General features: G+C 69.1%; 22 protein-coding genes. 11 read left to right on the top strand and 11 right to left on the bottom strand.

Going from position 1 to position 22,834, the window contains the following annotated elements; translation table 11 throughout:
• Positions 1-57: 57 nt before the first annotated feature.
• Both ACF08W_RS18165 and ACF08W_RS18160 read left to right on the top strand, forming a co-directional pair.
• Positions 58-510, top strand: coding sequence for a GNAT family N-acetyltransferase (locus tag ACF08W_RS18165; RefSeq protein WP_352274019.1), 453 nt, complete (start codon positions 58-60; stop codon positions 508-510).
• A 28-nt stretch (positions 511-538) separates the two neighbouring features.
• On the top strand, positions 539-1,702 hold the full coding sequence (locus tag ACF08W_RS18160) for a winged helix DNA-binding domain-containing protein (RefSeq protein WP_385202667.1): 1,164 nt from the start codon (positions 539-541) through the stop codon (positions 1,700-1,702).
• A gap of 113 nt (positions 1,703-1,815) precedes the next feature.
• On the opposite strand, the gene ACF08W_RS18155 is transcribed toward ACF08W_RS18160, so the two are convergent.
• Both ACF08W_RS18155 and ACF08W_RS18150 read right to left on the bottom strand, forming a co-directional pair.
• Complete coding sequence (locus ACF08W_RS18155; RefSeq protein ID WP_392279807.1) at positions 1,816-3,204, bottom strand: serine hydrolase domain-containing protein; 1,389 nt, start codon at positions 3,202-3,204, stop codon at positions 1,816-1,818.
• A gap of 152 nt (positions 3,205-3,356) precedes the next feature.
• On the bottom strand, positions 3,357-4,379 hold the full coding sequence (locus ACF08W_RS18150; RefSeq protein ID WP_392279806.1) for a hypothetical protein: 1,023 nt from the start codon (positions 4,377-4,379) through the stop codon (positions 3,357-3,359).
• Positions 4,380-4,598: 219 nt separating this feature from the next.
• Here ACF08W_RS18150 and ACF08W_RS18145 point away from each other — a divergent pair, with 219 nt between their 5' ends.
• On the top strand, positions 4,599-5,150 hold the full coding sequence (locus ACF08W_RS18145) for a DUF2087 domain-containing protein (RefSeq protein WP_392279805.1): 552 nt from the start codon (positions 4,599-4,601) through the stop codon (positions 5,148-5,150).
• A 43-nt stretch (positions 5,151-5,193) separates the two neighbouring features.
• On the opposite strand, the gene ACF08W_RS18140 is transcribed toward ACF08W_RS18145, so the two are convergent.
• The gene (locus ACF08W_RS18140; RefSeq protein ID WP_392279804.1) at positions 5,194-5,622 is read right to left on the bottom strand and encodes an SgcJ/EcaC family oxidoreductase; all 429 of its coding nucleotides are present in this window, start codon (positions 5,620-5,622) and stop codon (positions 5,194-5,196) included.
• 164 nt (positions 5,623-5,786) lie between these two features.
• Positions 5,787-6,200: a DUF4345 domain-containing protein gene (locus tag ACF08W_RS18135; protein WP_392279803.1), complete on the bottom strand. Its 414-nt coding sequence runs from the start codon at positions 6,198-6,200 to the stop codon at positions 5,787-5,789.
• 106 nt (positions 6,201-6,306) lie between these two features.
• Between ACF08W_RS18135 and ACF08W_RS18130 the strand changes: the two genes are divergently transcribed.
• Entirely contained in the window at positions 6,307-6,927 is a 621-nt protein-coding gene (locus ACF08W_RS18130; protein WP_392279802.1) for a TetR/AcrR family transcriptional regulator, read from the top strand.
• A 215-nt stretch (positions 6,928-7,142) separates the two neighbouring features.
• The gene (locus ACF08W_RS18125; protein ID WP_392279801.1) at positions 7,143-7,709 is read left to right on the top strand and encodes a dihydrofolate reductase family protein; all 567 of its coding nucleotides are present in this window, start codon (positions 7,143-7,145) and stop codon (positions 7,707-7,709) included.
• 142 nt (positions 7,710-7,851) lie between these two features.
• Here the strand turns inward: ACF08W_RS18125 and dnaB are convergent, their stop codons facing one another.
• Complete coding sequence (dnaB, locus tag ACF08W_RS18120) at positions 7,852-9,330, bottom strand: replicative DNA helicase (RefSeq protein WP_385202691.1); 1,479 nt, start codon at positions 9,328-9,330, stop codon at positions 7,852-7,854.
• Between the two features lie 458 nt (positions 9,331-9,788).
• Here dnaB and ACF08W_RS18115 point away from each other — a divergent pair, with 458 nt between their 5' ends.
• Complete coding sequence (locus tag ACF08W_RS18115) at positions 9,789-11,126, top strand: MATE family efflux transporter (RefSeq protein WP_385202694.1); 1,338 nt, start codon at positions 9,789-9,791, stop codon at positions 11,124-11,126.
• Positions 11,127-11,323: 197 nt separating this feature from the next.
• On the opposite strand, the gene rplI is transcribed toward ACF08W_RS18115, so the two are convergent.
• From rplI to rpsF, 4 genes are all read right to left on the bottom strand, one after another.
• The gene (gene rplI / locus ACF08W_RS18110; RefSeq protein WP_352274030.1) at positions 11,324-11,770 is read right to left on the bottom strand and encodes a 50S ribosomal protein L9; all 447 of its coding nucleotides are present in this window, start codon (positions 11,768-11,770) and stop codon (positions 11,324-11,326) included.
• Positions 11,771-11,788: 18 nt separating this feature from the next.
• Positions 11,789-12,025, bottom strand: coding sequence for a 30S ribosomal protein S18 (gene rpsR, locus ACF08W_RS18105; protein ID WP_003967857.1), 237 nt, complete (start codon positions 12,023-12,025; stop codon positions 11,789-11,791).
• Between the two features lie 43 nt (positions 12,026-12,068).
• Complete coding sequence (locus ACF08W_RS18100) at positions 12,069-12,662, bottom strand: single-stranded DNA-binding protein (protein ID WP_352274031.1); 594 nt, start codon at positions 12,660-12,662, stop codon at positions 12,069-12,071.
• 76 nt (positions 12,663-12,738) lie between these two features.
• Positions 12,739-13,029 (bottom strand): 30S ribosomal protein S6, encoded by a 291-nt coding sequence (rpsF, locus tag ACF08W_RS18095; RefSeq protein ID WP_030115097.1) that lies wholly within the window; start codon positions 13,027-13,029, stop codon positions 12,739-12,741.
• Positions 13,030-13,304: 275 nt separating this feature from the next.
• Here rpsF and ACF08W_RS18090 point away from each other — a divergent pair, with 275 nt between their 5' ends.
• From ACF08W_RS18090 to ACF08W_RS18080, 3 genes are all read left to right on the top strand, one after another.
• A complete protein-coding gene (locus ACF08W_RS18090) occupies positions 13,305-13,619 on the top strand; it encodes a hypothetical protein (RefSeq protein ID WP_352274032.1) in 315 nt (104 codons plus the stop codon).
• Between the two features lie 192 nt (positions 13,620-13,811).
• Positions 13,812-14,930 (top strand): peptidoglycan bridge formation glycyltransferase FemA/FemB family protein, encoded by a 1,119-nt coding sequence (locus tag ACF08W_RS18085; RefSeq protein ID WP_352274033.1) that lies wholly within the window; start codon positions 13,812-13,814, stop codon positions 14,928-14,930.
• Positions 14,931-15,120: 190 nt separating this feature from the next.
• The gene (locus ACF08W_RS18080; protein ID WP_352274034.1) at positions 15,121-16,152 is read left to right on the top strand and encodes an alanine racemase; all 1,032 of its coding nucleotides are present in this window, start codon (positions 15,121-15,123) and stop codon (positions 16,150-16,152) included.
• A 60-nt stretch (positions 16,153-16,212) separates the two neighbouring features.
• Here ACF08W_RS18080 and ACF08W_RS18075 read toward each other — a convergent pair whose 3' ends face one another.
• Positions 16,213-17,703 carry a glycosyltransferase family 87 protein gene (locus tag ACF08W_RS18075; RefSeq protein ID WP_392279800.1) on the bottom strand — a complete coding sequence of 497 codons (1,491 nt, stop codon included), beginning with the start codon at positions 17,701-17,703 and terminating at the stop codon, positions 16,213-16,215.
• A 96-nt stretch (positions 17,704-17,799) separates the two neighbouring features.
• Complete coding sequence (locus tag ACF08W_RS18070) at positions 17,800-20,112, bottom strand: transglycosylase domain-containing protein (protein ID WP_385202709.1); 2,313 nt, start codon at positions 20,110-20,112, stop codon at positions 17,800-17,802.
• Between the two features lie 824 nt (positions 20,113-20,936).
• On the opposite strand from ACF08W_RS18070, the gene ACF08W_RS18065 reads away from it, so the two are divergent.
• Both ACF08W_RS18065 and ACF08W_RS18060 read left to right on the top strand, forming a co-directional pair.
• Positions 20,937-21,644 (top strand): helix-turn-helix transcriptional regulator, encoded by a 708-nt coding sequence (locus tag ACF08W_RS18065; protein ID WP_352274037.1) that lies wholly within the window; start codon positions 20,937-20,939, stop codon positions 21,642-21,644.
• Positions 21,645-21,705: 61 nt separating this feature from the next.
• The gene (locus tag ACF08W_RS18060; RefSeq protein WP_352274038.1) at positions 21,706-22,788 is read left to right on the top strand and encodes an inositol-3-phosphate synthase; all 1,083 of its coding nucleotides are present in this window, start codon (positions 21,706-21,708) and stop codon (positions 22,786-22,788) included.
• Positions 22,789-22,834 lie beyond the last annotated feature (46 nt).

Raw genomic sequence — 22,834 nt, 5'->3', positions numbered from 1 at the left:
CGTCCACGCGGGCGGTGCGTCCAGCCCTGCCCGCGTGACCTGCGTACGCTGCCGATCATGACCGAACTCGACATACGACCCGCCACATCCGACGACATTCCGGCGATCGTCGCCATGCTCGCCGAGGATCCGCTGGGCGAGCAGCGTGAGTCACCGGATGACCTCGGCATCTACCTCGCCGCGTTCCAGCGGTTGGCGGACGACCCCAACCAGCGGCTCGTCGTCGCGGTACGCGAGGGCCGGGTGGTCGGCACCCTGCAACTGACGCTGATCCCCGGGATCTCCCGGCGCGGCGCGACCCGCACGATCATCGAGGCCGTACGCATCCGCGCCGATGAGCGCGGCAGCGGCTTCGGTACCCTGCTGATCGAATGGGCAGTGGAGGAATCCCGGCGTCTGGGCTGCCAGTTGGTCCAGTTGACGTCGGACGCGAAGCGGACCGACGCCCATCGTTTCTACGAGCGGCTCGGCTTCACCGGCAGTCACGTGGGGTTCAAGCTCGCCCTCTGACTCCGTCCGTCGACCCGGGAGGCCGGCCGTGTACCGCATCAGCGACGAGCAGCGCAGAATCCGGCTCGGCCGGCGCCACCTTCTGGCCACGTCCGCACGGGCCGCCTCCCCCGTGTCCGTGGCCAGGGCGGTCGTCGCGCTGCACGCCACCGACGCCGCCACCGTCTACCTCTCCGCCTGTGCGCGGCTGGCCGAGGCGGGCACGGCCCCGGTGGAACAGGCCCTCTACGAGGACGTCTCACTGGTCCGCCAGCTCTCCATGCGGAACACGCTCTTCGTCGTCGACCGGGAGTTCGCCCCCTGTGTCGACGCCACGAACGCCCGGATGGTGGCCGCCAAGGAGCGCAGGACCTTGCTCAAGCACCTGGCGGACGACGGGAATGGCCTGGACGAGCGCTGGCTGGCCGATGCCGAGCGGCAGACCCTCGCCGCACTCGCCGACCGGGGGACCGCCACCGGTTCCGAGCTTTCCGCCGCCATCACCGTGCTGCGTACGAAGATCACCATCTTTCCGGGCAAGAGGGCGGAGACCGTACAGGGCGTCGCCTCCCGTGTCATCCGGGTCCTGGCAGCCGAGGGGCGCATCCGCCGGGATCGCCCACGCGGTTCCTGGACCTCCAGCCAGTTCCGCTGGACGGTGTCCGAACCCTGGCCCGTCGAGGAGCCCGAGCAGGCACGGGCGGAGCTGGCACGGCGCTGGCTCGGCTCCTACGGCCCGGCGACCGAGGCCGATCTCAAGTGGTGGACGGGCTGGTCCCTGGGTCAGGTGCGCACGGCCCTGGCAGCCGTCGATGCCGAGCGGGTCCTCCTGGACGGCGGGGCCACGGGATGGGTACTGCCGGAGGACCTGGACCCGGAACCGGCCACCGAGCCCTGGGCCGCGCTGCTCCCGGCTCTCGACCCCAGCGCGATGGGCTGGGCCGACCGGGGATTCCATCTTCCGGCCGAGCACCGGGAAGCCCTCTTCGACCGGTCCGGCAATATCGGCCCGTCCGTGTGGTGGAACGGTCGGATCGTGGGCGGCTGGGCCCAGCGGGCCGACGGCGAGCCGGTCTGGCGGCTGCTCTCCGATGTCGGCCGGGATGCTTCCGCCGCGATCGAGGCCGAAGCATCCCGGTTCTCCCGGTGGGTGGGCCCGGCGCGGATCACACCGCGCTTCCGAACCCCGCTGGAGCGGGAGTTGACCTCCTGAAGCCTGCGGATCCGTCGTCGCGGAACGCCTGGCCGGGCACCGCCCCGTACGGCCGGGCCCGGCACAGGACTCCCGTTTCACGTGAAACAGAGCGTTTCACGTGAAACGCTCGATCAGTCGCCCAGGCCGCGCCATCCGCTCGCGTCCACGCCGCCGGGAACGGCCGCAGCCGGGTCGTAAGGCTCCCGGGTGAAGACGAAGGACCCCAGGTCGAGATGGTTGACGCTGCCGTCGTCGTTCCGGACCACCCGCAGGATCTCCCCCGCGTAGTAGCCGTCCAGCCCCGTCCAGGTGCCGTCGCCCCCGGGGACGAACCGGGCGCCGCGACCGGCACCGCGCATCGGTGCGATCTCCAGCCCGCCGCCCGGCGTCAGCCGCAGCACGTTCGCGCGCGTGCCCCAGTACCAGGGGCCGGTGAGCGCCAGGAGATCGGTGTCCACCTCGGACTCGGTCAGCGGGCGCCAGGGCTCCGGGACACGGGGCTCGGCCTCGGCCACGATCCCGACGAGCTCGGCGGCCACCTCACCGATCGCCAGCCCCGCCGTCGTATTGGTGAGTGCGACGGCCGCCACGTCGTCCTCGGCGCTGATCCACAGCGTGGCCAGGAACCCCGGCAGTGAGCCGGTGTGCCCGAAGAGCGTGCGGTCACCGTCCCGGGCCAACTGGAGCCCCAGACCGTAACCGGACTGCCAGTCACCTGGCCCGGTCGGCGCGGACGGCTTCCGCATCTCCTCCACGGAGTCGGCGCAGAGGACCCGGTCGTCCCCCTCCATCAGGAAGGCCGCGAAGCGCAGAAGGTCGTTCGTCGTGGACCAGAGCTGCCCGGCCGGGGCCATCAGCCCGAGGTCCTCGGCCGGTTCCGGCAGCATGACATCGGCCCAGGGGTGCACGGCCCAGCCGCCCGCGTGCGGGGCCTCCGGCTGGAGGCTCGTGCGGTGCATACCGAGCGGCTCCAGGATCTCGTTCCGCAGCGCCTGCTCCCAGCTCATTCCGCGGACTTGCTCGACCAGGGAGCCCAGCAGCGTGTAGCCGGGGTTCGAATAGTGGAACCGGTGGCCCGGGACGTGCATACGGGTCTGCTCGCCCAGCACATCGGGCAGTTCGGGACGCAGGGCGCCCGGCGTCCGCTCCCACCAGGGACCGGGGGACTCGGCAGCGAGCCCCGCACTGTGGCCGAGCAGCTGATGGACCGTGATGTCACCGACGTCGGTGCCCGGGAGGTGCTTCTCCAGCGGGTCGTCCAGGTTGAGCAGACCTTCGTCGCGCAGCCGCAGCACGAGCACCGCGGTGAAGGTCTTGGTGAGGGAGCCGATTCTGAACTGGGTGTCGCCGTCCGGGGCATGACCGTCCACGCAGCTTCGGGAGCCGCTCCAGACGACCTGCCCCTGCCGCTGCACGGCGGCGACGAGCGAGGGCGCGCGGCCCTCCGACTGTGCGACGGCGATGCGGTGCAGCAGGGCGCGGCGCGTACCGGGGAGCAGCTGTTCGGGTTCGGAGATCATGGTCAAGAACTACCTGGAGAACTGGGCGGTGGCGACCTCATTTGCCGTTCCGGCCCGGGGCGGGACCGGTCCGGAAATCAGCCGGGGTCGGCCCCGGATCGACCCCGGCCCGGGACGGGGCTCCGGAGCGTACCCGGGCCCGGCAGAGGTGTTCAGCCCTTCCAGTCCTCCCCGTCACCGCCGCGCATGCCGTGCCAGCCTTCGATGTCCGCCAGTGCGCTGCGCGCCAACTCCGCGTACTGCACCGGGCATTCCCACAGCTCACGGAGGGACAGCTCGGCCGGAACGGGAGTGTCCGGGTGATCGTCCGGCGCGTACAGGTGAAGCACCGCGCGGGACCGGCTCCGGGTGGAGCTGTCCACGGCGGACCAGGGGTGCTTCGGGTGGTCGCAGCTGACGTCCGGGTCGACGGTGGCGAGAGCGGCGGCCAGGTCCCGAGCATAGGACGGTGGCAGTCCCCCGTACGACTGGGCGACCCCCATCCACAGGCACAGGAACACTCCGAGCCGCTCCGTGTCCCGCAGTTGTCCGGAGAGGAGGCGCCGGGCCGACCAGAGCGCGACCGGGCCGGCGTTGCCCTCCCACGTACGTTGGATGGCTTCCTGCATGGCGACGATGTCGATACCGCCGCCCTCACCGAGGAACCGCGCGTCGAGAGAGGAGACGTCGATGCTGCCGAAGATCTCCTGATACGCCTCGCTCATCCGGTCGGCCGCCCGGTCGGCGAGTTCCGCGAGGAGCCCCTCGCAGTCGAACACCGCCAGGTCCTCGTCCTCCAGGTCGTAGTCCTCGGCGAGGACCGACCGCCCGGCCCCGGTCAGCAGACTGACCCCGGCCTCGACCCCGTACTCCGAGTCCAGGCCGGTGGGGTGGGCCCCGGCCGAGCAGGTACAGACCGTGGGGTCGAGCGTGTCGCGGAAGCCGTCCAGGACCTCCGTGTACGACGTGAAGAGGGACTTGTTGAAGACCCTGGCCGAGGCGTACCAGCAGGTCGCGTAGAGGAGGATCACGTACCCGGTCCGCTCCCGGCGCCCCTCGGGGGCGTCCTGGCGGCCGACCGCCTCCGCCGCGTCTCCGACGAGCGCGATGAGGGCCTCCTCCGGATCTACGTAGGGATAGTCGCAGACGATTCCGGACAGGTCGGAGATCAGCTCGCTATGGTCATCGGTCAGCACTGGCGTCACTTCAGTCACATCTGGATCTGACGATCATGCTGTGCACGACGGTTCCCCACCGCTGCTTCGGCCAGGGGCGGCAGGGCGGCGGGCCCGGCGCCGAGCCCGCCGCGGAGCACGAAAACGAGTACCTGCGCCTCCCCCTCGTCGACAACACTGCACGCGATGGACAAGGACGACGAACGACGCGTCGGACGAACCGAATCGAGGAGCCACACAGTGACAGCCCAGGCTTTGGCGGGTCTGCTCGCGGACGAGATCCGGTTGCGGGTGTTCTCGGCGATCGTGCTGGGAGCGACGACCCCCGCCGAGATCGCGTCCACGACCGGTGAGCAGACCAGGAACGTGGCCCTCGCCCTGCACAAGCTCACCACCGGCGGCCTCGTGACCGACGACGGCGGCCGTCTCACCGCCGCCACCGGCAGGTTCAGGGAAGTCCTGCGGTCCGCGGCCCCAACCGAACGGGCCGGCACCGGCACCGGCGACGACAGTACGGACTCCCTGCTGCGGACCTTCGTCGACGGCGACCGGCTGCTCGGCCTCCCCTCCCGGATCGGCCGCCGCCGCGCCGTTCTGGCCCACCTCGCCCAGCGTGCCTTCCGCCCCGGCGAGCGCTACCCCGAGCAGTCGGTCAACGACATCCTGCGCAACTGGAGCGAGGACTCCGGCACCGACCATGTGGCCATCCGCCGCTACCTGGTCGAGCTGGATATCGTCGACCGGGCGGACGGCCTCTACTGGCTGCGCACCGAGGCGGGGACGGGCTCCTGAACCCTGTTGCCGACTCCCCCGGAAACCCGCCCCGGTCCGGAGGTCACCCCGTACGGTCGACGGCCATGTTCTGGCCCGCCGCGATGTACCAGCCGTCGGCCCGCTTGGCGATCACGTAGAGCGCCGCTCCCCCGGGGCCGTCGACAGCGTCGCCCGCGCTGTCGAGGGGGGTCTGCACCACATTCACCGCGATCACGTCCGGGGCCACCGCCAGCATCTTGACCACGTCGTACCGGGCGAAGGAGTCGCTCAGGAAACTCTTCATCGCCACAGCGCTGAACTCGGCGATCTCCTCCCTGCCGTCGAGGCGCGTGCCCTTCGCATTGGTCCAGGACGTGCGCTCGGTGTACTGCCCGCCCAGCGCGGCCGGGTCCTTCGCGTTGAACGCTTCCTCCAGGCCCTTCACCACACCGATCACCGCGTCCTGGTCCTCGGTGGAAATCGTCCCCACTACAAGAATGCCGCTCGTCATGGCGGTGTCCTCTCCGTATCGACATCGTTCAGGTGGTGGCTGCGTCCGCCGCCCTCACCCACCCAACAACCTCGACAATGGTTGAGGTCAAGCCGCTGGAACGGCCCTGCGGATCGGCGTGGCCACGCGACAGGGTCGGCCCGGCGGTCGTACGCGCACGCCGCTCACCGCCCGGCCGCCGCGACCTCCGTCCCGCCGTGCCGGGGCCGCTCCTCCGCGTCGGCCAGCCAGAAGAAGACCGGGGGCAGGGCGAGTTCGAGCACGGTCAGCACGATCTGGAACCAGTGCGGCCGGCCGTGCTCGGCCAGCGAGAGCAGCCGCCCCACGCCACCCAGCAGGAAGACTCCCGCGAGCCACCGCACCGCACGGGCCGGAACAGGGCGCTGTCGCGCGGCCCACAGCCACGCCAACCCGTAGCCGACGAAGCTGGCCCCCATGAACCGGCCCCAACTGTCGATCGTCGGACCGGCGGAGCCGGCCCCGGGAATCGCCGCGTTCCCCAGGAGCACGTGATACAGACCGATCGCCACGCAGGCCCAGCCCATCACCCGCGTCAGCACGCGCAGAACATTCGCCATGACCCCTCCGAACCCTGCCGGTCCAGCCCGATCGGCATCCAGTCTAGTTGACATGTGTCTACTAGACTGGATGCGCTAGTAGACACATGTCAAGTAGCCTTCCTCCGTGCCTCCCCGCCAACGGCTCGACCCCGCCGACCGCCGTGCCCAGCTCCTCGGAGTCGGGTCACGGCTCTTCGCGACACATCCGTACGACGAAGTCCTGATGGAGGAGGTCGCCGAAGCGGCGGGCGTCTCCCGTGCCCTGCTGTACCGCCATTTCCCCAGCAAGCACGCGCTCTTCGCGGCCGTCTACCAGCAGGCCGCGGACCAACTGCTGGCCGAGACCCGGCTCGACCCCGCCGATTCCCTGGTGGAACAGCTCGTCCAGGGCATGGAGGTCCATCTCGACTACTTCGTGGCCAACCGCCACGCCGTCCTCGCCGCGAACCGGGTCCTCGCGGGCGACCCCGTGATCCAGACGATCATGACGAACGAACTGGACGCGCTCCGCTCCCGGTTGCTGGCCGTACTGCCTCTCGCCGACGAGGGCGCGCGCGAGGCGGTCTCGGGCGTCCTGAGAAGCTGGCTGGTCTTCGTCCAGGTCCTCTGCGTCGACTGGCTCGCCCACGAGACCTGCACCCGCACCCAGTTGCGGGACGTCTGCGTCGGCGCGGTTCTCGGCGCGCTCCGGCCCCTGCTCACCGAGGATCCGGCCCCTGACTGGGCACCGTCCCAGGACGGCTGAGTCCTGCGTCCTCGGGATCTTCCGACCGGCACCGACCGATCCCTTCGGCTCCCCGCGGGGCCGAGCGGGCCGGTCGAGCACGCCACGCGGAGCCAGGACCTGAGCCGGGGTAAGAGCCCGAGCACGAGGACCACCGGCGAGCCCGGATCGCGCACCGATGAGTTTCCCGCGCCACGCCGGTCCATACGCCGGACACTCCGGACGAAAGGCTGACCATGCGGAAACTGATCTACGGCATGAACCTGACCCTGGACGGCTACATCGCCGCCGCCGGTGACGACATCGGCTGGAGCGGACCGCCGAGCCAGGAGTTGTTCCGGTGGTGGCTCGAACACGAGCAGGCGAACGAGCTGTCGCTGTACGGGCGCAAGCTGTGGGAGACGATGAGCTCCTACTGGCCGACCGGCGACCAGCAGCCCGACGCCACCCCGGCGGAGATCGAGTTCGCGCGGACCTGGCGGGACACACCGAAGGTGGTGTTCTCCTCGACGATCGACGAGGTCGGCTGGAACAGCCGCCTGGTCACCGGCGACGCGATCGCCGAGATCACCCGGCTCAAGGCCGAGGACGGCGGCCCGATGGACATCGGCGGCGCGACACTCGCCGGGGCGGCCATGCGCGCCGGACTGATCGACGAGTACGTGATCGCCACCCATCCGGTCCTCGTCGGCGGCGGCACGCCGTTCTTCACCACTCTGGACAGCTGGGTGAACCTGAACCTGGTGGAAACGCGCGCGTTCCCCGACGGCGTGATCATGACCAGGTACGAGACGAGGCGCTGAGCGGCTTCCCGCCGTCCCGCGGACCGGCCGCGGGCGTTCGCCCATGGGCTCGGGACGTGCGGTGGGACGATCGCCGCAGCGGCGAGCACCACATCCGGGCGGCCCGATCTGCCGGTCCCGGGTTCCTGGCAGCAGGACCCGGTCAGGTCTGTGCCATGTCCACGAAACGGGAGTAGTGGCCCTGGAAGGCGACGGTGATGGTGGCCGTGGGGCCGTTTCGGTGCTTGCCGACGATGATGTCCGCCTCGCCGGCCCGCGGGGACTCCTTCTCGTACGCGTCCTCGCGGTGCAGCAGGATCACCATGTCGGCGTCCTGCTCGATGGAGCCGGACTCACGCAGGTCGGACACCATCGGCTTCTTGTCCGTGCGCTGCTCGGGGCCACGGTTCAGCTGCGAGAGCGCGATCACCGGGACCTCCAGCTCCTTGGCCAGGAGCTTGAGGTTTCGGGACATGTCCGAGACTTCCTGCTGACGGCTCTCGGAGCGCTTGGAGCCGCCGGCCTGCATCAGCTGGAGATAGTCGATGATCACGAGCTTGATGTCGTTGCGCTGCTTGAGCCGACGGCACTTCGCCCGGATCTCCATCATCGACAGGTTGGGGGAGTCGTCGATGTAGAGCGGCGCGGTCGACACCTCGGGCATCCGGCGGGCCAGCCGCGTCCAGTCCTCGTCCGTCATCGTGCCGGACCGCATGTGGTGCAGGGCGACCCGGGCCTCGGCGGACAGCAGACGCATGGCGATCTCGTTGCGGCCCATTTCGAGGGAGAAGATGACGCTCGGCAGGTTGTTCTTGATCGACGCCGCTCGCGCGAAGTCCAGGGCGAGCGTCGACTTACCCATGGCCGGACGGGCCGCGATGACGATCATCTGGCCGGGGTGCAACCCGTTGGTGAGAGCGTCGAGGTCGGTGAAGCCCGTGGGCACACCGGTCATCTCGCCACTGCGCGAACCGATCGCCTCGATCTCGTCGAGCGCGCCCTCCATGATGTCGCCCAGCGGCAGGTAGTCCTCACTGGTGCGCTGCTCGGTGACGGCGTAGATCTCGGCCTGCGCGGAGTTCACGATGTCGTCGACATCGCCGTCGGCCGCGTATCCCATCTGCGTGATCTTCGTACCGGCCTCGACGAGCCGCCTCAGCACCGCCCGCTCGTGGACGATCTCCGCGTAGTACGAGGCGTTGGCCGCGGTCGGCACGGACTGGACCAGGGTGTGGAGGTAGGGCGCCCCACCCACCTTGGTGATCTCGCCGCGCTTGACCAGCTCGGCCGCGACCGTGATCGGGTCGGCCGGCTCGCCCTTGGCGTACAGGTCGAGGATGGCCTGGAAGACGGTCTCGTGCGCGGGGCGGTAGAAGTCGTGGCCCTTGATGACCTCCACGACCTCGGCGATGGCGTCCTTCGACAGGAGCATCCCGCCGAGGACGGACTGCTCCGCGTCGAGATCCTGCGGCGGCACCCGCTCGAAACCGGAGGAACCTCCGTCCCAGCCGCCGCTCTCCCGCCCGCGTTCGTGCTGCTCGCCACGGCTCTGGTCACCGGCACGGCGCTGCCGGGAAACAGGCAGACGATCACTGGGACCGGACTCGGCCCAGGGGTCGTCCAAGGGCTCGGGGATACTCACCGGGCCTCCTCCTCCCGTCCGCTCCGCGGACCTCGCCATGCCACTCCTTCTTACGGCACAGCACCGACAAACAAGACGCCCGACTCCGGTTCCGGCGCGTCAAGTTCTGCGTGGTTCCAGGACCAGAACGGAGTGCGGGCGCCGGTCCACGGTAGGCCGCTCGGCACCGTCAGCCAATCTGGTTATCCACAGGCCATGTGGACGACGGACCAGATGCTGTGGAGAACCCTGCAGAACCTGTGCACGGATCGGGGGACAGCACTGTGGACAAACTCATAGCCATTCCGCCATTACCGCGCTGACCTGGCCTTTCGCCGTCCACGGGCTGTGGGGGAGAAAAACTTTTCCGCTCGCCGCAAGATCATGGGAGGCGCTGCGGAAGAGAACGCCGGGACGCAACGAATGTAAGGACTCATAGGGCATTGGATCTATTACCTGTGGAAGATTAGATTGACCCCATGACCCAGGTCCCGGCCCCCTCGTCGTCCAGCCGCCGTCGCCACGACCGCGAGATCATCTCACTCGCCGTTCCGGCCTTCGGCGCGCTCGTGGCAGAGCCTCTCTTCGTCATGGTCGACAGTGCCATCGTCGGCCATCTCGGCACTCCGCAACTGGCCGGACTGGCCGTCGCCGCCGCCCTGCTGACCACTGCCGTCAGCATTTTCGTCTTCCTCGCCTACGCCACCACAGCCGCAGTGGCACGACGGGTCGGCGCGGGTGATCTCGCCTCGGCGATCCGGCAGGGCATGGACGGCATCTGGCTGGCGCTCCTGCTCGGCATCGCCGTCATCGCCGTCACCCTCCCCACCGCCCCATGGCTGGTGAACGTCTTCGGAGCCTCCGACACGGCCGCCCCCTATGCGACCACATATCTGAGGATCTCCAGCCTCGGCATCCCGGCCATGCTCGTGGTGATGGCCGCGACCGGCGTGCTCCGCGGCCTGCAGGACACCAGGACCCCGCTCTACGTCGCCATCGGGGGCTTCGCCGCCAACGGCGCGCTCAACGCCGGGCTGGTCTACGGCGCCGGTCTCGGCATCGCCGGGTCGGCCTGGGGCACCGTGATCGCACAGGTCTCGATGGCCCTCGCCTATCTGGTCGTGGTGGTACGCGGAGCACGACGCCACGGCGCCTCGCTCCGCCCGGACGCCGCCGGCATCAGGGCCAGCGCCCAGGCAGGCGTCCCGCTGCTGGTCCGTACGCTCTCGCTCCGCGCCGTCCTGATGATCGCTACGGCCGTCGCCGCACGCCTCGGGGACACCGAGATAGCCGCTCACCAGATCATCCTCTCGCTCTGGAGCCTGATGGCCTTCGCGCTGGACGCCATCGCCATCGCGGGCCAAGCGATCATCGGCCGGTACCTGGGGGCCGACGACGCCAAGGGGGCACGCGAGGCATGCCGCCGCATGGTGCAGTGGGGCGCTGTCTCCGGGGTGGTGTTCGGAGCACTGATCGTGCTGGCCCGGCCCCTGTTCGTCCCGCTGTTCACCGGTGACACCTCCGTTCAGGACGCCCTGGTCCCCGCGCTGCTGGTGGTGGCGCTCTCCCAGCCGATCGCCGGTGTGGTCTTCGTGCTGGACGGGGTGCTGATGGGCGCCGGTGACGGCCGGTACCTCGCCTGGGCCATGCTCGTCACCCTCGTGGTCTTCGCTCCGGTCGCCCTGCTGGTACCGGCGGCGGGCGGTGGGCTGACGGCCCTGTGGTGGGCGATGACGCTGATGATGGCGGTCCGGCTGGCGACGCTCTGGCTCCGCGTCCGCTCAGGCAAGTGGGCGATCACCGGGGCCACCCGTTGAGTGGGCTCACCGGCACGCTGTTTCACGTGAAACACCGGGTTTCATGGCAAACGGTAGGTGTTCATCCAAACCGGGGTGTTCATCGGTGTTCATCCAAATCGCGAGTTTCACGTGAAACACCGGGTTTCACGTGAAACGGCGAAGGGCCGCACCCCGAGAGGAGTGCGGCCCTTCATCTGCTCAAGTGAGCCGTGCCCTTAGGCAGCGACGACCTCGATGCCGAGGTTCGCAGCGACCTCGGGGTGCAGACGCACGGACACCTGGTGTCCGCCGAGCGTCTTGATCGGCGAGCCGAGCTCGACGCGACGCTTGTCGACGTCGGGGCCACCGGCGGCCTTGATCGCCGAGGCGACGTCGGCCGGGGTCACGGAGCCGAAGAGCCGACCGGCGTCGCCGGAGCGAACGGCCAGGCGGACCTTCACGCTCTCGAGCTTGGCCTTGATCTCGTTGGCCTGCTCGATCGTGGCGATCTCGTGGATCTTGCGGGCGCGGCGGATCTGCGCCACGTCCTTCTCGCCACCCTTGGTCCAGCGGATGGCAAAGCCACGCGGAACCAGGTAGTTACGGGCGTACCCGTCCTTGACGTCGACGACGTCGCCCGCAGCACCGAGGCCGGAGACCTCGTGGGTGAGGATGATCTTCATGATTCGGTCACCCTTCCCTTATCGCGCGGTGGACGTGTAGGGCAGCAGCGCCATCTCACGGCTGTTCTTGACGGCCGTGGCGACGTCACGCTGGTGCTGCGTGCAGTTGCCGGTCACGCGGCGGGCACGGATCTTGCCGCGGTCGGAAATGAACTTCCGCAGCATGTTCGTGTCCTTGTAGTCCACGTACTGGGTCTTGTCCTTGCAGAACGCGCAGACCTTCTTCTTAGGCTTGCGCACAGGCGGCTTCGCCATGATGTTTCTCCTGTGTGATCAAGAAGTGGGGGTCGAGCCGCCCCTAGAAGGGGGGCTCGTCCGAGTAGCCGCCGCCGGAGCCGCCGGAGTTTCCACCCCAGCCGCCTCCGCCGCCACTCTGCTGGCCGCCGGACGGGCCGTTCGTGGCCCACGGGTCGTCGGCGGGAGCGCCGCCGCCGCCCTGCTGGCCACCGCCACCGGGACCGCCGCCCCAGTTGCCGCCGCCCTGCTGACCGCCGCCGTATCCACCCTGGCCGCCCTGGCCACCGCGACCCGTGGTCTTGGTGACCTTGGCCGTGGCGTTCTTCAGGCTGGGGCCGACTTCCTCGACGTCCAGCTCGTAGACCGTGCGCTTGATGCCCTCGCGGTCTTCGTACGACCGCTGCTTCAGCCGGCCCTGCACGACGACACGCATGCCGCGCTGGAGCGACTCGGCGACGTTCTCCGCCGCCTGCCGCCAGACCGAGCAGGTCAGGAACAGGCCTTCGCCGTCCTTCCACTCGTTGGTCTGCCGGTCGAAGATGCGGGGAGTGGACGCGACACGGAACTTCGCGACCGCCGCACCGGACGGGGTGAAGCGCAGCTCGGGGTCGTCGACGAGATTGCCGACGACCGTGATGACGGTCTCGCCTGCCATGGGTGAACCTCTCGGCGGGATTGCTTCTGGCTGCTTGCTGCTACTACTCGGACCCGATGACCGCTGAGCCGGAAGCTCAGTGGGCCTCGGGGCGGAGGACCTTGGTCCGGAGGACCGACTCGTTCAGGTTCATCTGGCGGTCGAGCTCCTTGACGACCGCAGGCTCGGCCTGCAGGTCGATGACCGAGTAGATGCCCTCGGGCTTCTTCTTGATCTCGTAAGCGAGACGACGACGGCCCCAGGTGTCGACCTTCTCGACCTTTCCGTTGCCCTCACGGACGACGGAGAGGAAGTTCTCGATCAGGGGGGAGACAGCGCGCTCCTCCAGATCGGGGTCGAGGATGACCATCACCTCGTAGTGACGCATGTGGAACCCACCTCCTTTGGACTCAGCGGCCACGGTCGTTCCGTGGCAGGAGGGTCGTGATGCGTGAGCGCCGATGTCGCCGCGTCGAGCGGCCCCGCCGACAACGCCCTCCATGGAGAGGGGCCGCCGGGCTGGCCTGGGCAGACACCGGTGCAGACCGTACAGAGTACCCGCTGACCGGCTTCCGGTTGAAATCCGGTGGTCAGGAGACGCAATCTGGACACATCGGGTGTGAGCGGCGCCACGAAGCGCCCCGTTCGGCCAGGAGGTACTCCATGGCACAGGCAATACGACCCCGTCCCCCCGTCTCCCTGCTCGCCACGGACGGCAGGAGCCATCCGACCCAGCAGGCCCTGGTGACGGTGACACTGGTGCTCGGCGTGCTCGCCTTCGTGACGGCGATGTTCCACAACCTGCATCTGCTCAGCTCGTGGGCCGGACTCATCGGCATCCTCACGGGCGCCTACGGGCAGTACATCTCGGAAACCACGCGTGAACGGTTCCTGCTGGTCATTGGCATGGGCGCGGCCGGTCTCGGCCTGTTCCTGGGGGTGGCGCACGGCGGTCTCTTCGGCGGCATCGTGGGCTGACCCACCAATCCGGTGGGCCGGCGCACGAGAGCCGGCGGAACGGTGCGGGACTCCGTCCAGGGGTCCCGCACCGTTCCGCACCAGGGAACAGGCACAAGGGGCCAGACAGCGTGCGCGGCGGTCACAGTAGGCTTCGGCGCGAGAGCCGGAGCCCCTGACCGATGGGGACACACCTGCCGAGGAGCGCCCCGCATGAGCCTGACCCTGAGGACCATCAGCCGAGAGCAGCATCTGGCGTACATCCAGAACCTGCCCGCGGCGAGTCACATGCAGGTCCCGGCATGGGCGGACGTGAAGGCCGAGTGGCGCTCGGAGAGCCTCGGCTGGTTCGACAAGGACGGGCAGCTCGTCGGGGTCGGCCTGGTGCTCTACCGCCAGCTCCCCAAGATCAAGCGGTACCTCGCCTACCTCCCCGAGGGCCCGGTCATCAACTGGTACGCGCCGAACCTGGACGACTGGCTGCGGCCGATGCTGGCGCACCTCAAGCAGCAGGGCGCCTTCTCCGTGAAGATGGGCCCGCCGGTCATCATCCGCCGCTGGGACGCGCCCGCCATCAAGGCCGGGATCCAGGACCCCGAGGTCAAGCGGCTGCGCGACGTGGAGGCCACCCACATCGAGCCGCGCGCCTTCGAGGTGGCCGACCGGCTGCGGAAGATGGGCTGGCAGCAGGGCGAGGACGGCGGCGCCGGCTTCGGTGACGTGCAGCCCCGCTACGTCTACCAGGTGCCGCTGGCGAACCGTTCCCTCGAAGACGTCCACAAGGGCTTCAACCAGCTGTGGCGACGCAACATCAAGAAGGCCGAGAAGGCCGGCGTCGAGGTCGTCCAGGGCGGCTACACCGAGCTCGCCGAATGGCAGCGGCTGTACGAGATCACCGCGGAGCGCGACCGCTTCCGGCCGCGTCCGCTGAGCTACTTCCAGCGCATGTGGACGGCGCTCAACACCGAGGACCCCAACCGGATGCGGCTCTACTTCGCCCGGCACGAGGGCGAGAACGTCGCGGCCGCGACGATGCTGATCGTCGGCGGACACGTCTGGTACTCGTACGGCGCCTCCGCGAACCACAAGCGCGAGGTCCGGCCGTCGAACGCGATGCAGTGGCGGATGCTGCGCGACGCGTACGCGATGGGCGCCACCGTCTACGACCTGCGCGGCATCTCCGACTCGCTGGACGAGACCGACCACCTCTTCGGGCTGATCCAGTTCAAGGTCGGCACCGGCGGGCAGGCGGCCGAGTACCTCGGCGAGTGGGACTTCCCGCTCAACAAGCTGCTGCACAAGGCGCTCGACATCTACATGTCGCGCCGCTGACGCGCGTCGGACACGTCCGCCGGTACGCGTCCGGGCCGCCGATGCGCCGCCCGTACGCCACTGGTACACCTCTGATCCGCTTCCGCCGACACCTCCCGCCCCGCTGACGAAACCGGCTTCATTGGTTTCAATGGGGCTTCGGCACCACACACCTCCCACACCGCTGCACCAGAAGGGTTCCGGACCGGCCATGGCGCTCTCCCTGTACGTCGACACCGCGCGCTGGCGGGCGCACCAGAAGTCCGTCCTCGACCAGTTCCCCGGCCTCGTCCCGGTCTGCAAGGGCAACGGGTACGGCTTCGGCCACGAACGGCTGGCCGACGAGGCCATCCGCTTCGGCTCCGACATGCTCGCCGTCGGCACCACCTACGAGGCGGCGCGCATCAAGGACTGGTTCAGCGGCGACCTCCTCGTCCTCACCCCGTTCCGCCGGGGTGAGGAACCGGTGCCGCTGCCCGACCGCGTCGTGCGGTCCGTGTCCTCCGTGGACGGTGTGCACGCCCTGGTGGGCGCCCGGGTCGTCATCGAGTGCATGAGCTCGATGAAGCGCCACGGCGTCAAGGAGGAGGAGCTCGGACAGCTGCACGCCGCCATCGAGGACGTGCGGCTGGAGGGCTTCGCCCTGCACCTCCCGCTGGACCGCACGGACGGCTCGGACGCGGTGGAGGAGGTCATCGCCTGGATGGACCGGCTGCGCGCGGCCCGGCTGCCGCTGCACACCATGTTCGTCAGCCATCTGCGCGCCGAGGAGCTGGGCCGGCTCCAGCAGCAGTTCCCGCAGACCCGCTTCCGCGCCCGCATCGGCACCCGCCTGTGGCTGGGCGACCACGAGGCGACGCAGTACCGGGGCTCCGTGCTGGACGTCACGCGCGTGACCAAGGGCGACCGGTTCGGCTACCGCCAGCAGAAGGCGGCGTCGGACGGCTGGCTGGTGGTCGTCGCCGGCGGGACCTCGCACGGGGTGGGGCTGGAGGCCCCGAAGGCCCTGCACGGCGTGATGCCGCGGGCCAAGGGGGTCGCCCGAGCGGGCCTGGCCACCGTCAACCGCAACCTGTCGCCGTTCGTCTGGGCGGGCAAGCAGCGCTGGTTCGCCGAGCCGCCGCACATGCAGGTGTCGATCCTGTTCGTCCCGTCGGACGCCCAGGAGCCGAAGGTGGGCGACGAGCTGGTGGCCCACCTGCGCCACACGACGACCCAGTTCGACCGTCTCGTCGACCACTGAGCCGTACGTCCGCCGCGAAGACCGGGCCGCCACTCCGTACGGGGTGGCGGCCCGGCCCGTTCACTCCGCGACCGGTTCCCGCCCCGCGCCCCATTCCACCCGCGGCCCCTCGACCGCGTGCTGCTCCGGCCGTGCCGTCCGCCTCAGCACGAACGCGTCCGGGGCCCCGTCGAGCACCCCGCCGGACGGATCGTCCGAGCCGTCGCGCCGCACCACGTCCCGCTCCGGCAGAAGCACGTCCCGTACGACCACGGCGCAGAGGTACAGCGTCCCCAGCAGGTGCAGGGCGATCACCAGCTGGTACCCCTCCGTGGGCAGTCCCTGGTGCTTGTCGCCGCTCGTCGTGTACGCGAGGTACATCCAGATGCCCAGGAAGTACATGACCTCGCAGGCCTGCCAGATCAGGAAGTCCCGCCAGCGCGGCCTCGCCAGCGCGGCCAGCGGGATCAGCCAGAGCACGTACTGCGGGGAGTAGACCTTGTTGACCAGGATGAACGCGGCGACGACGAGGAACGCGAGCTGCGCGAAGCGTGGCCTGCGCGGTGCCATCAGGGTCAGCGCGCCGATGGCCGCGCACAGCGCGACGGTCGTCAGGGTCGAGACGGTGTTGACGGTCGTGACGTCGATGGCCTCACCGGTGCGCTGGGTGATGATCAGCCAGAAGGAGCCGAAGTCGATGCCCCGCTCCTCGCTGAACGTGTAGAACTTCTTCCAGCCCTCCGGGGCCAGGAGCATCACCGGCAGGTTCACCACCAGCCAGGAGGCCACCGCTCCGAGCGTGGCCGTGCCGAACTCCCGCCACTTGCCCGCCCGCCAGCACAGGACGAACACCGGCCCCAGCAGGAACACGGGGTAGAGCTTGGCGGCCGTGGCGAGCCCGATGAGCACGCCGAAGGCGAGCGCCCGCCCGCGGGACCACATGAGCATCGCCGCGGCCGTCAGCGCGACGGCCAGCAGGTCCCAGTTGATCGTCGCGGTCAGCATGAAGGCGGGGGCGAGGGCCACCAGCAGCCCGTCCCAGGGGCGGTGCCGGTGCGTACGTGCGACGCAGACGGCGATGACCACGGCGCAGACCATCAGCATGCCTGCGTTGACCATCCAGTACATCTGCTCGCGGAACTGGACCTCCCCGCCCGGTGTCAGCCAGGACGCCACCTGCATGAAGAGCCCCGTCAGGACGGGGTACTCCAGGTACTGCATGTCGCCGGGCAGCCGGTCGAAGTACGGCACCAGCCCGTCGGCGAAGCCCCGCGCCACGAAGAGGTGCGGGATGTCCGAGTAGCAGGCGTGCGTGTACTGCGAGCCCGCGCCCCTGAACCACGCCCAGTTGTAGCAGGGCAGCTTCTGCACCATGCCCAGCGCGAACGTCCCGAGGGCCACCAGGGCGACGACGGCCACCGGAGGGAGCGCCGCGCTGCCCGCGCGGGCCCAGCGCCCCGACGGCCCGCCGATCAGCTCGCTGCCGGCCGCGGCGACCTCGTCCTGGTGCGTGGGCCGCACGACGGACCGTTCCTGGTGCTGGTGCACGCTGGTGTCTTCTGCGCTTGGCATGCCGCACATCCTGCCGCACGGGGCTGTGGAGACGACGAGGGCCGCCGCACCCCGTGGGGTGCGGCGGCCCTCATGGTCCGGCCCGTCGGCCCGGCGTTATCCGGCCGGTCCGCCGAAGACGGTGCCGGTGCCATTGGCCCCGTTGCCGTTCCCGCCGTTGCCGTTCCCGCCGTTCCAGCTCCCGCCGTTCGGCGGGTTGGGGGTGGTCGACGGGTCACCGCCGCCGGTGGCGTTGCCACCGTTCGCGTCGCCGCCGGTGGCTCCGTCGCTGGTCCCGCCGTTGTTGTGCTGGCAGTCCCAGTCCCATCGGCCACAGGTCTCGGTGGGATCGGGCGACGCCGGGGGTGTGGTCTCCGGCTGCTTCTCGGTCTCCGAGGCGGTCGGCGACGGATCGGTCGTCTCGGTGGGCGTCGGCGTCGGGCTCTGCGCGCCGCCGCCGTAGACCGTGTCGCCGATCGGCTCCGGCTGGGGGAAGGTCAGGACCGGCTTGCCCTCCAGCGCGCCCGCCATGTAGTCGTGCCAGATCTGGGCCGGGAACGACGCACCGTGGATGGTCTTCTCACCACCCGTGCCGTACATCTTCTCGAACTTGCGGTCCTTGTTCTTCTCGTCGTCGTCGAGCCGGTACATGCTGATGGCCGTGGAGAGCTGCGGCGTGTAGCCGACGAACCAGGCGGACTTGTTGTCGTCCGTCGTACCCGTCTTGCCCGCGACGTCCCGGCCGGGCAGCCGCGCGGGGGTACCCGTGCCCTTCTCGACGACGTGCTTCAGGACATCGGTGACGTTGTCCGCGATCGAGGCGTCGAAGGCCTGACGGCTCTCGTTCTCGTGCTGGTAGACCGTCTTGCCGCGGGACTCCACCTTCAGGACCGAGAAGGGCTCGCGCTGCTGGCCGCTGGCCGCGAAGGTCGCGTACGCGCCGGCCATCCGGATCGCGCTGGGCGAGGACGTACCGATGGAGAACGACGGCACGGTCGCGTTCGCCAGGCTGCCGTCGTCCTTCAGACCGGCGGCCATGGCGACCTTCTTCACCTTGTCGGTGCCGACGTCCATACCGAGCTGTACGTACGGGGAGTTGGCCGACCGCCGCATCGCCTCGCGCAGGGTGATGTCGCCCGCCGACTCACCGCCGTCGTTCGCCTGACGCCACCCCTCGCCCTTCTCGTCGGTCCAGATCTGACCGTTGTAGTTCTTGATCTGCAACAGGTTGTCGCCGTTGTAGATGCTGAGCGGCGAGACCTTCGTACGCTCCGCCGGTCCCTGCTCCGGACCGAGTGCCGGGTTCCGCTTCCCGTACTCCATCGCCGCCGCCAGCACGAACGGCTTGAAGGTCGAACCGACCTGGGCGCCGGTGGGGTTGGCGTTGTTGGTGAAGTGCTTGGTCGCGTCCTCACCGCCGTAGATCGCCACGATGGCACCGGTCTTGGGGTCGACCGATCCGCCGCCGAACTGGACATGGGTGTCCGTCTTCGGGCGTGCCTTCGGGTCGATCTTCTCCTTGTAGACCTTCTGGATCGCCTTCTCGAGCTTGTTGACCCGGTCCTTGTTGAAGGTCGTGTGGATCTGGTAGCCGCCCCGGGCCAGCATCTCCGCGGTGACACCCTGGGTGTTGTTGGTGAGGAAGTACTTGCGGGCCAGCTCGACCATGTAACCGATCTGGCCGCCCAGCTGCGCGTTCTGCTTCGGCGGATCCGGCATCGGGAACTTGGTGTACTTGTCACGCTCCGTCTTCGAGAGACGGCCGTCCTTCACCTCTTCGTCGAGGATCCACTTCCAGCGCTTCTTGGCCCGCTCGGTGTTCAGCTCCTTGGTCGCCTGCTTGGGGTCGATCTCGGGAGCACCCGCCGGGTCGTAGTACGAGGCGCCCTTGAGCAGCGAGGCCAGGAAGGCGCACTCGCTCGGGTTCAGGTCGACGGCGTCCTTGCCGTAGTACGTGCGGGCCGCCGCCTGGATGCCGGAGGCGCCCCGGCCGTAGTACGCGACGTTCAGGTAGCCCGCGATGATCTCGCTCTTCTTCATGCTGTTGTTGACCTTCAGCGTGATGAAGAGTTCCTGGAACTTGCGGCTCAGCGTCTGTTCCTGCGAGAGGCGCGAGTTCTTCACGTACTGCTGGGTGATGGTCGAACCACCCTGGGTCTCGCCACCGGTGGCCATGTTGAACAGGGCGCGGGCGATGCCCATGGGGTCGATGCCGCTGTCGGTGTCGAAGGACTTGTTCTCGGCCGAGATGACAGCGTTGCGCATCGCCTCGGGGATCTGCGCGTAGTCGATGATCTGGCGGTTGGCCGCACCGCCGGTGGCGATCATCTGCGAGCCGTCGTCCCAGAGGTAGACGTTGTTCTGAGCCTCCGCCGCCTCGTTCACATTGGGCTTGCCGACCATCGCGTACGCGATGGTGCCGATGCCCATGAGTACGCCCAGGAAGGCGATGCACAGCCCCGTGACCAGCTTCCACGACGGGAGCCAGCGCCGCAGGCCGTCCTTCTCCGCGCGCGGATAGTCGATGAAACGCTTCTTGGCGGGACGCCGTGCGTTACGACCCCGGCCCCTGCCGGGTTCTTCGTGGCCCCCTGCGCCACCGCCCCCGCGGCGGCGTCCTCCTCCGCCACCGCCGCCGCGGCCGGCGCCGCCGCGCTGGGCCGCACGACGCGCTTCGGCGCGTCCGCCCTGCGGAGCACCCCCGCTGTGCGACCCTGAATGTGACTCGGAAGTTACTCCGCGTGACGGTGCGGCGCGGCGTCCTGAGGACTGCTGGGCAGCTCGTCTGGCCGCTGCGCGCCCGCCACCTTGCGGCTGGGGCGGTTTGCGACGGTGCTCGCTCATCGAACGACTACTCCTCGGGCAGGCGAGAGCGCCTGGAAGCGGCAGTTGAGATCCGGTCCCCCGAATTGCGGACCAGCCTTCCGGCAGGCTCGTCCGCCATGCGTCCGGCTGGCCCGCGAAGACTGACGCGCGGGCGCGTCACACGGTTCCCGGTGGTCTGCATGCCGCACAGACTACGCACGGTCAAAACCCTCCTAGGACCGAACTTCACCCCAAACAACGCAAGTCGGTGCCTACGAATTCGCGATGTGACGCCGTTCACGATGCCCCCTCTTGTCGCATCGCGGGTACCGATCTATCGTCGGGATGTATCGAGTCGATACATCCGCTCGGCACATCAGCTCGATACACCCGCTCGGCACAGGGCTTCGCAGAGGTATCGGCAGCACTCGGAGATGGAGGAGGCGCAGGTGAGCAGACGCTCGGGCATCCTCGAATTCGCCGTTCTCGGTCTGCTCCGCGAGTCCCCGATGCACGGGTACGAGCTGCGCAAGCGCCTCAACACCTCGTTGGGAATCTTCCGCGCCTTCAGCTACGGAACTCTCTACCCCTGCCTCAAGGCGCTGGTCGCCAGCGGCTGGCTGGTCGAGGAGCCGGGTGCCGCCCCTGCCGCCGCACCGCCCGCCACCGGCCGTGCGGTCGCCCCCGCGTCGTCGCTGGCCGGCCGCCGCGCCAAGATCGTCTACCGGCTGACGGCGGAAGGTAAGGAGCACTTCGAGGAGCTGCTCTCGCACACCGGCCCCGACGCCTGGGAGGACGAGCATTTCGCGGCCCGTTTCGCCTTCTTCGGGCAGACGGAGCGCGAGGTGCGGATGCGGGTGCTGGAAGGCCGGCGCAGCCGGCTGGAGGAGCGGCTGGAGAAGATGCGGGCCTCGCTGGCCCGCACCCGCGAGCGCCTCGACGACTACACGCTTGAGCTGCAGCGACACGGTATGGAGTCCGTGGAGCGCGAAGTGCGCTGGCTGAACGAGCTCATCGAGAGCGAGCGGTCGGGACGGGATCAGCGACGGTCCTCGCCCGGGAGCGAAGCTCAGCAGAACACCGCAGGAGAGACGGACGGCCTGCCCCGGCGCCGGGGTGACACCCCGCCGGATCCGTCCGACGACACCTCAAAGTGAGGCCCCCGCAGTTCCGCGGGTCCTCATCGGGAACATCCAAAACACACAGGGAGCAACCGGAATGGGTTCGGTTCGCGTAGCCATCGTCGGCGTGGGCAACTGCGCCGCCTCGCTGGTCCAGGGCGTCGAGTACTACAAGGACGCCGATCCGGCCGGCAAGGTGCCCGGTCTGATGCACGTCCAGTTCGGCGACTACCACGTGCGGGACGTCGAGTTCGTCGCCGCCTTCGACGTCGACGCGAAGAAGGTCGGTCTCGACCTCGCGGACGCCATCGGTGCCAGCGAGAACAACACCATCAAGCTCTGCGACGTGCCGAACTCCGGTGTCACCGTCCAGCGCGGCCACACCCACGACGGTCTCGGCAAGTACTACCGCCAGACCATCGAGGAGTCCACCGAGGCCCCGGTCGACATCGTCCAGATCCTCAAGGACCGCAAGGTCGACGTCCTGGTCTGCTACCTGCCCGTCGGTTCCGAGGTCGCCGCGAAGTTCTACGCGCAGTGCGCCATCGACGCCAAGGTCGCGTTCGTCAACGCCCTCCCGGTCTTCATCGCCGGCACCAAGGAGTGGGCGGACAAGTTCACCGAGGCCGGTGTCCCGATCGTCGGTGACGACATCAAGTCGCAGGTCGGCGCCACCATCACGCACCGTGTGATGGCGAAGCTCTTCGAGGACCGGGGCGTCATCCTGGACCGCACGATGCAGCTGAACGTCGGCGGCAACATGGACTTCAAGAACATGCTGGAGCGCGAGCGCCTGGAGTCCAAGAAGATCTCCAAGACGCAGGCCGTCACCTCCCAGATCCCCGACCGGGACCTCGGTGAGAAGAACGTCCACATCGGCCCGTCCGACTACGTGGCCTGGCTGGACGACCGCAAGTGGGCCTACGTCCGCCTGGAGGGCCGCGCGTTCGGTGACGTCCCGCTGAACCTGGAGTACAAGCTCGAGGTCTGGGACTCCCCGAACTCCGCCGGTGTCATCATCGACGCCCTGCGCGCCGCGAAGATCGCCAAGGACCGCGGTATCGGCGGCCCGATCCTCTCCGCGTCCTCCTACTTCATGAAGTCCCCGCCGGTTCAGTACTTCGACGACGAGGCCCGCGAGAACGTCGAGAAGTTCATCCGCGGCGAGGTCGCCAACTGACGCAGCCGGACAAGGAGCGGACGCGCGGCACACAGCCGGGCGGCAA

The organism is Streptomyces sp. NPDC015144, assembly GCF_043079735.1.
GTDB lineage: Bacteria > Actinomycetota > Actinomycetes > Streptomycetales > Streptomycetaceae > Streptomyces.
Note: the sequence above shows the minus strand (reverse complement) of the source record. Positions and strands in the feature narration are given on the sequence as shown.

What these genes read in the sequence shown, in the direction of transcription:
- ACF08W_RS18070 (WP_385202709.1), bottom strand. Translation starts at nt 20,112, where the DNA reads ATGGGCATCGGCACCATCGCGTACGCGATGGTCGGCAAGCCCAATGTG.
- ACF08W_RS18060 (WP_352274038.1), top strand. Translation starts at nt 21,706, where the DNA reads ATGGGTTCGGTTCGCGTAGCCATCGTCGGCGTGGGCAACTGCGCCGCC.
- ACF08W_RS18155 (WP_392279807.1), bottom strand. Translation starts at nt 3,204, where the DNA reads ATGATCTCCGAACCCGAACAGCTGCTCCCCGGTACGCGCCGCGCCCTG.
- ACF08W_RS18085 (WP_352274033.1), top strand. Translation starts at nt 13,812, where the DNA reads ATGAGCCTGACCCTGAGGACCATCAGCCGAGAGCAGCATCTGGCGTAC.
- ACF08W_RS18100 (WP_352274031.1), bottom strand. Translation starts at nt 12,662, where the DNA reads ATGGCAGGCGAGACCGTCATCACGGTCGTCGGCAATCTCGTCGACGAC.
- ACF08W_RS18140 (WP_392279804.1), bottom strand. Translation starts at nt 5,622, where the DNA reads ATGACGAGCGGCATTCTTGTAGTGGGGACGATTTCCACCGAGGACCAG.
- ACF08W_RS18090 (WP_352274032.1), top strand. Translation starts at nt 13,305, where the DNA reads ATGGCACAGGCAATACGACCCCGTCCCCCCGTCTCCCTGCTCGCCACG.
- ACF08W_RS18075 (WP_392279800.1), bottom strand. Translation starts at nt 17,703, where the DNA reads ATGCCAAGCGCAGAAGACACCAGCGTGCACCAGCACCAGGAACGGTCC.
- ACF08W_RS18080 (WP_352274034.1), top strand. Translation starts at nt 15,121, where the DNA reads ATGGCGCTCTCCCTGTACGTCGACACCGCGCGCTGGCGGGCGCACCAG.
- rpsF (WP_030115097.1), bottom strand. Translation starts at nt 13,029, where the DNA reads ATGCGTCACTACGAGGTGATGGTCATCCTCGACCCCGATCTGGAGGAG.
- ACF08W_RS18125 (WP_392279801.1), top strand. Translation starts at nt 7,143, where the DNA reads ATGCGGAAACTGATCTACGGCATGAACCTGACCCTGGACGGCTACATC.
- rpsR (WP_003967857.1), bottom strand. Translation starts at nt 12,025, where the DNA reads ATGGCGAAGCCGCCTGTGCGCAAGCCTAAGAAGAAGGTCTGCGCGTTC.
- rplI (WP_352274030.1), bottom strand. Translation starts at nt 11,770, where the DNA reads ATGAAGATCATCCTCACCCACGAGGTCTCCGGCCTCGGTGCTGCGGGC.
- ACF08W_RS18135 (WP_392279803.1), bottom strand. Translation starts at nt 6,200, where the DNA reads ATGGCGAATGTTCTGCGCGTGCTGACGCGGGTGATGGGCTGGGCCTGC.
- ACF08W_RS18165 (WP_352274019.1), top strand. Translation starts at nt 58, where the DNA reads ATGACCGAACTCGACATACGACCCGCCACATCCGACGACATTCCGGCG.
- ACF08W_RS18115 (WP_385202694.1), top strand. Translation starts at nt 9,789, where the DNA reads ATGACCCAGGTCCCGGCCCCCTCGTCGTCCAGCCGCCGTCGCCACGAC.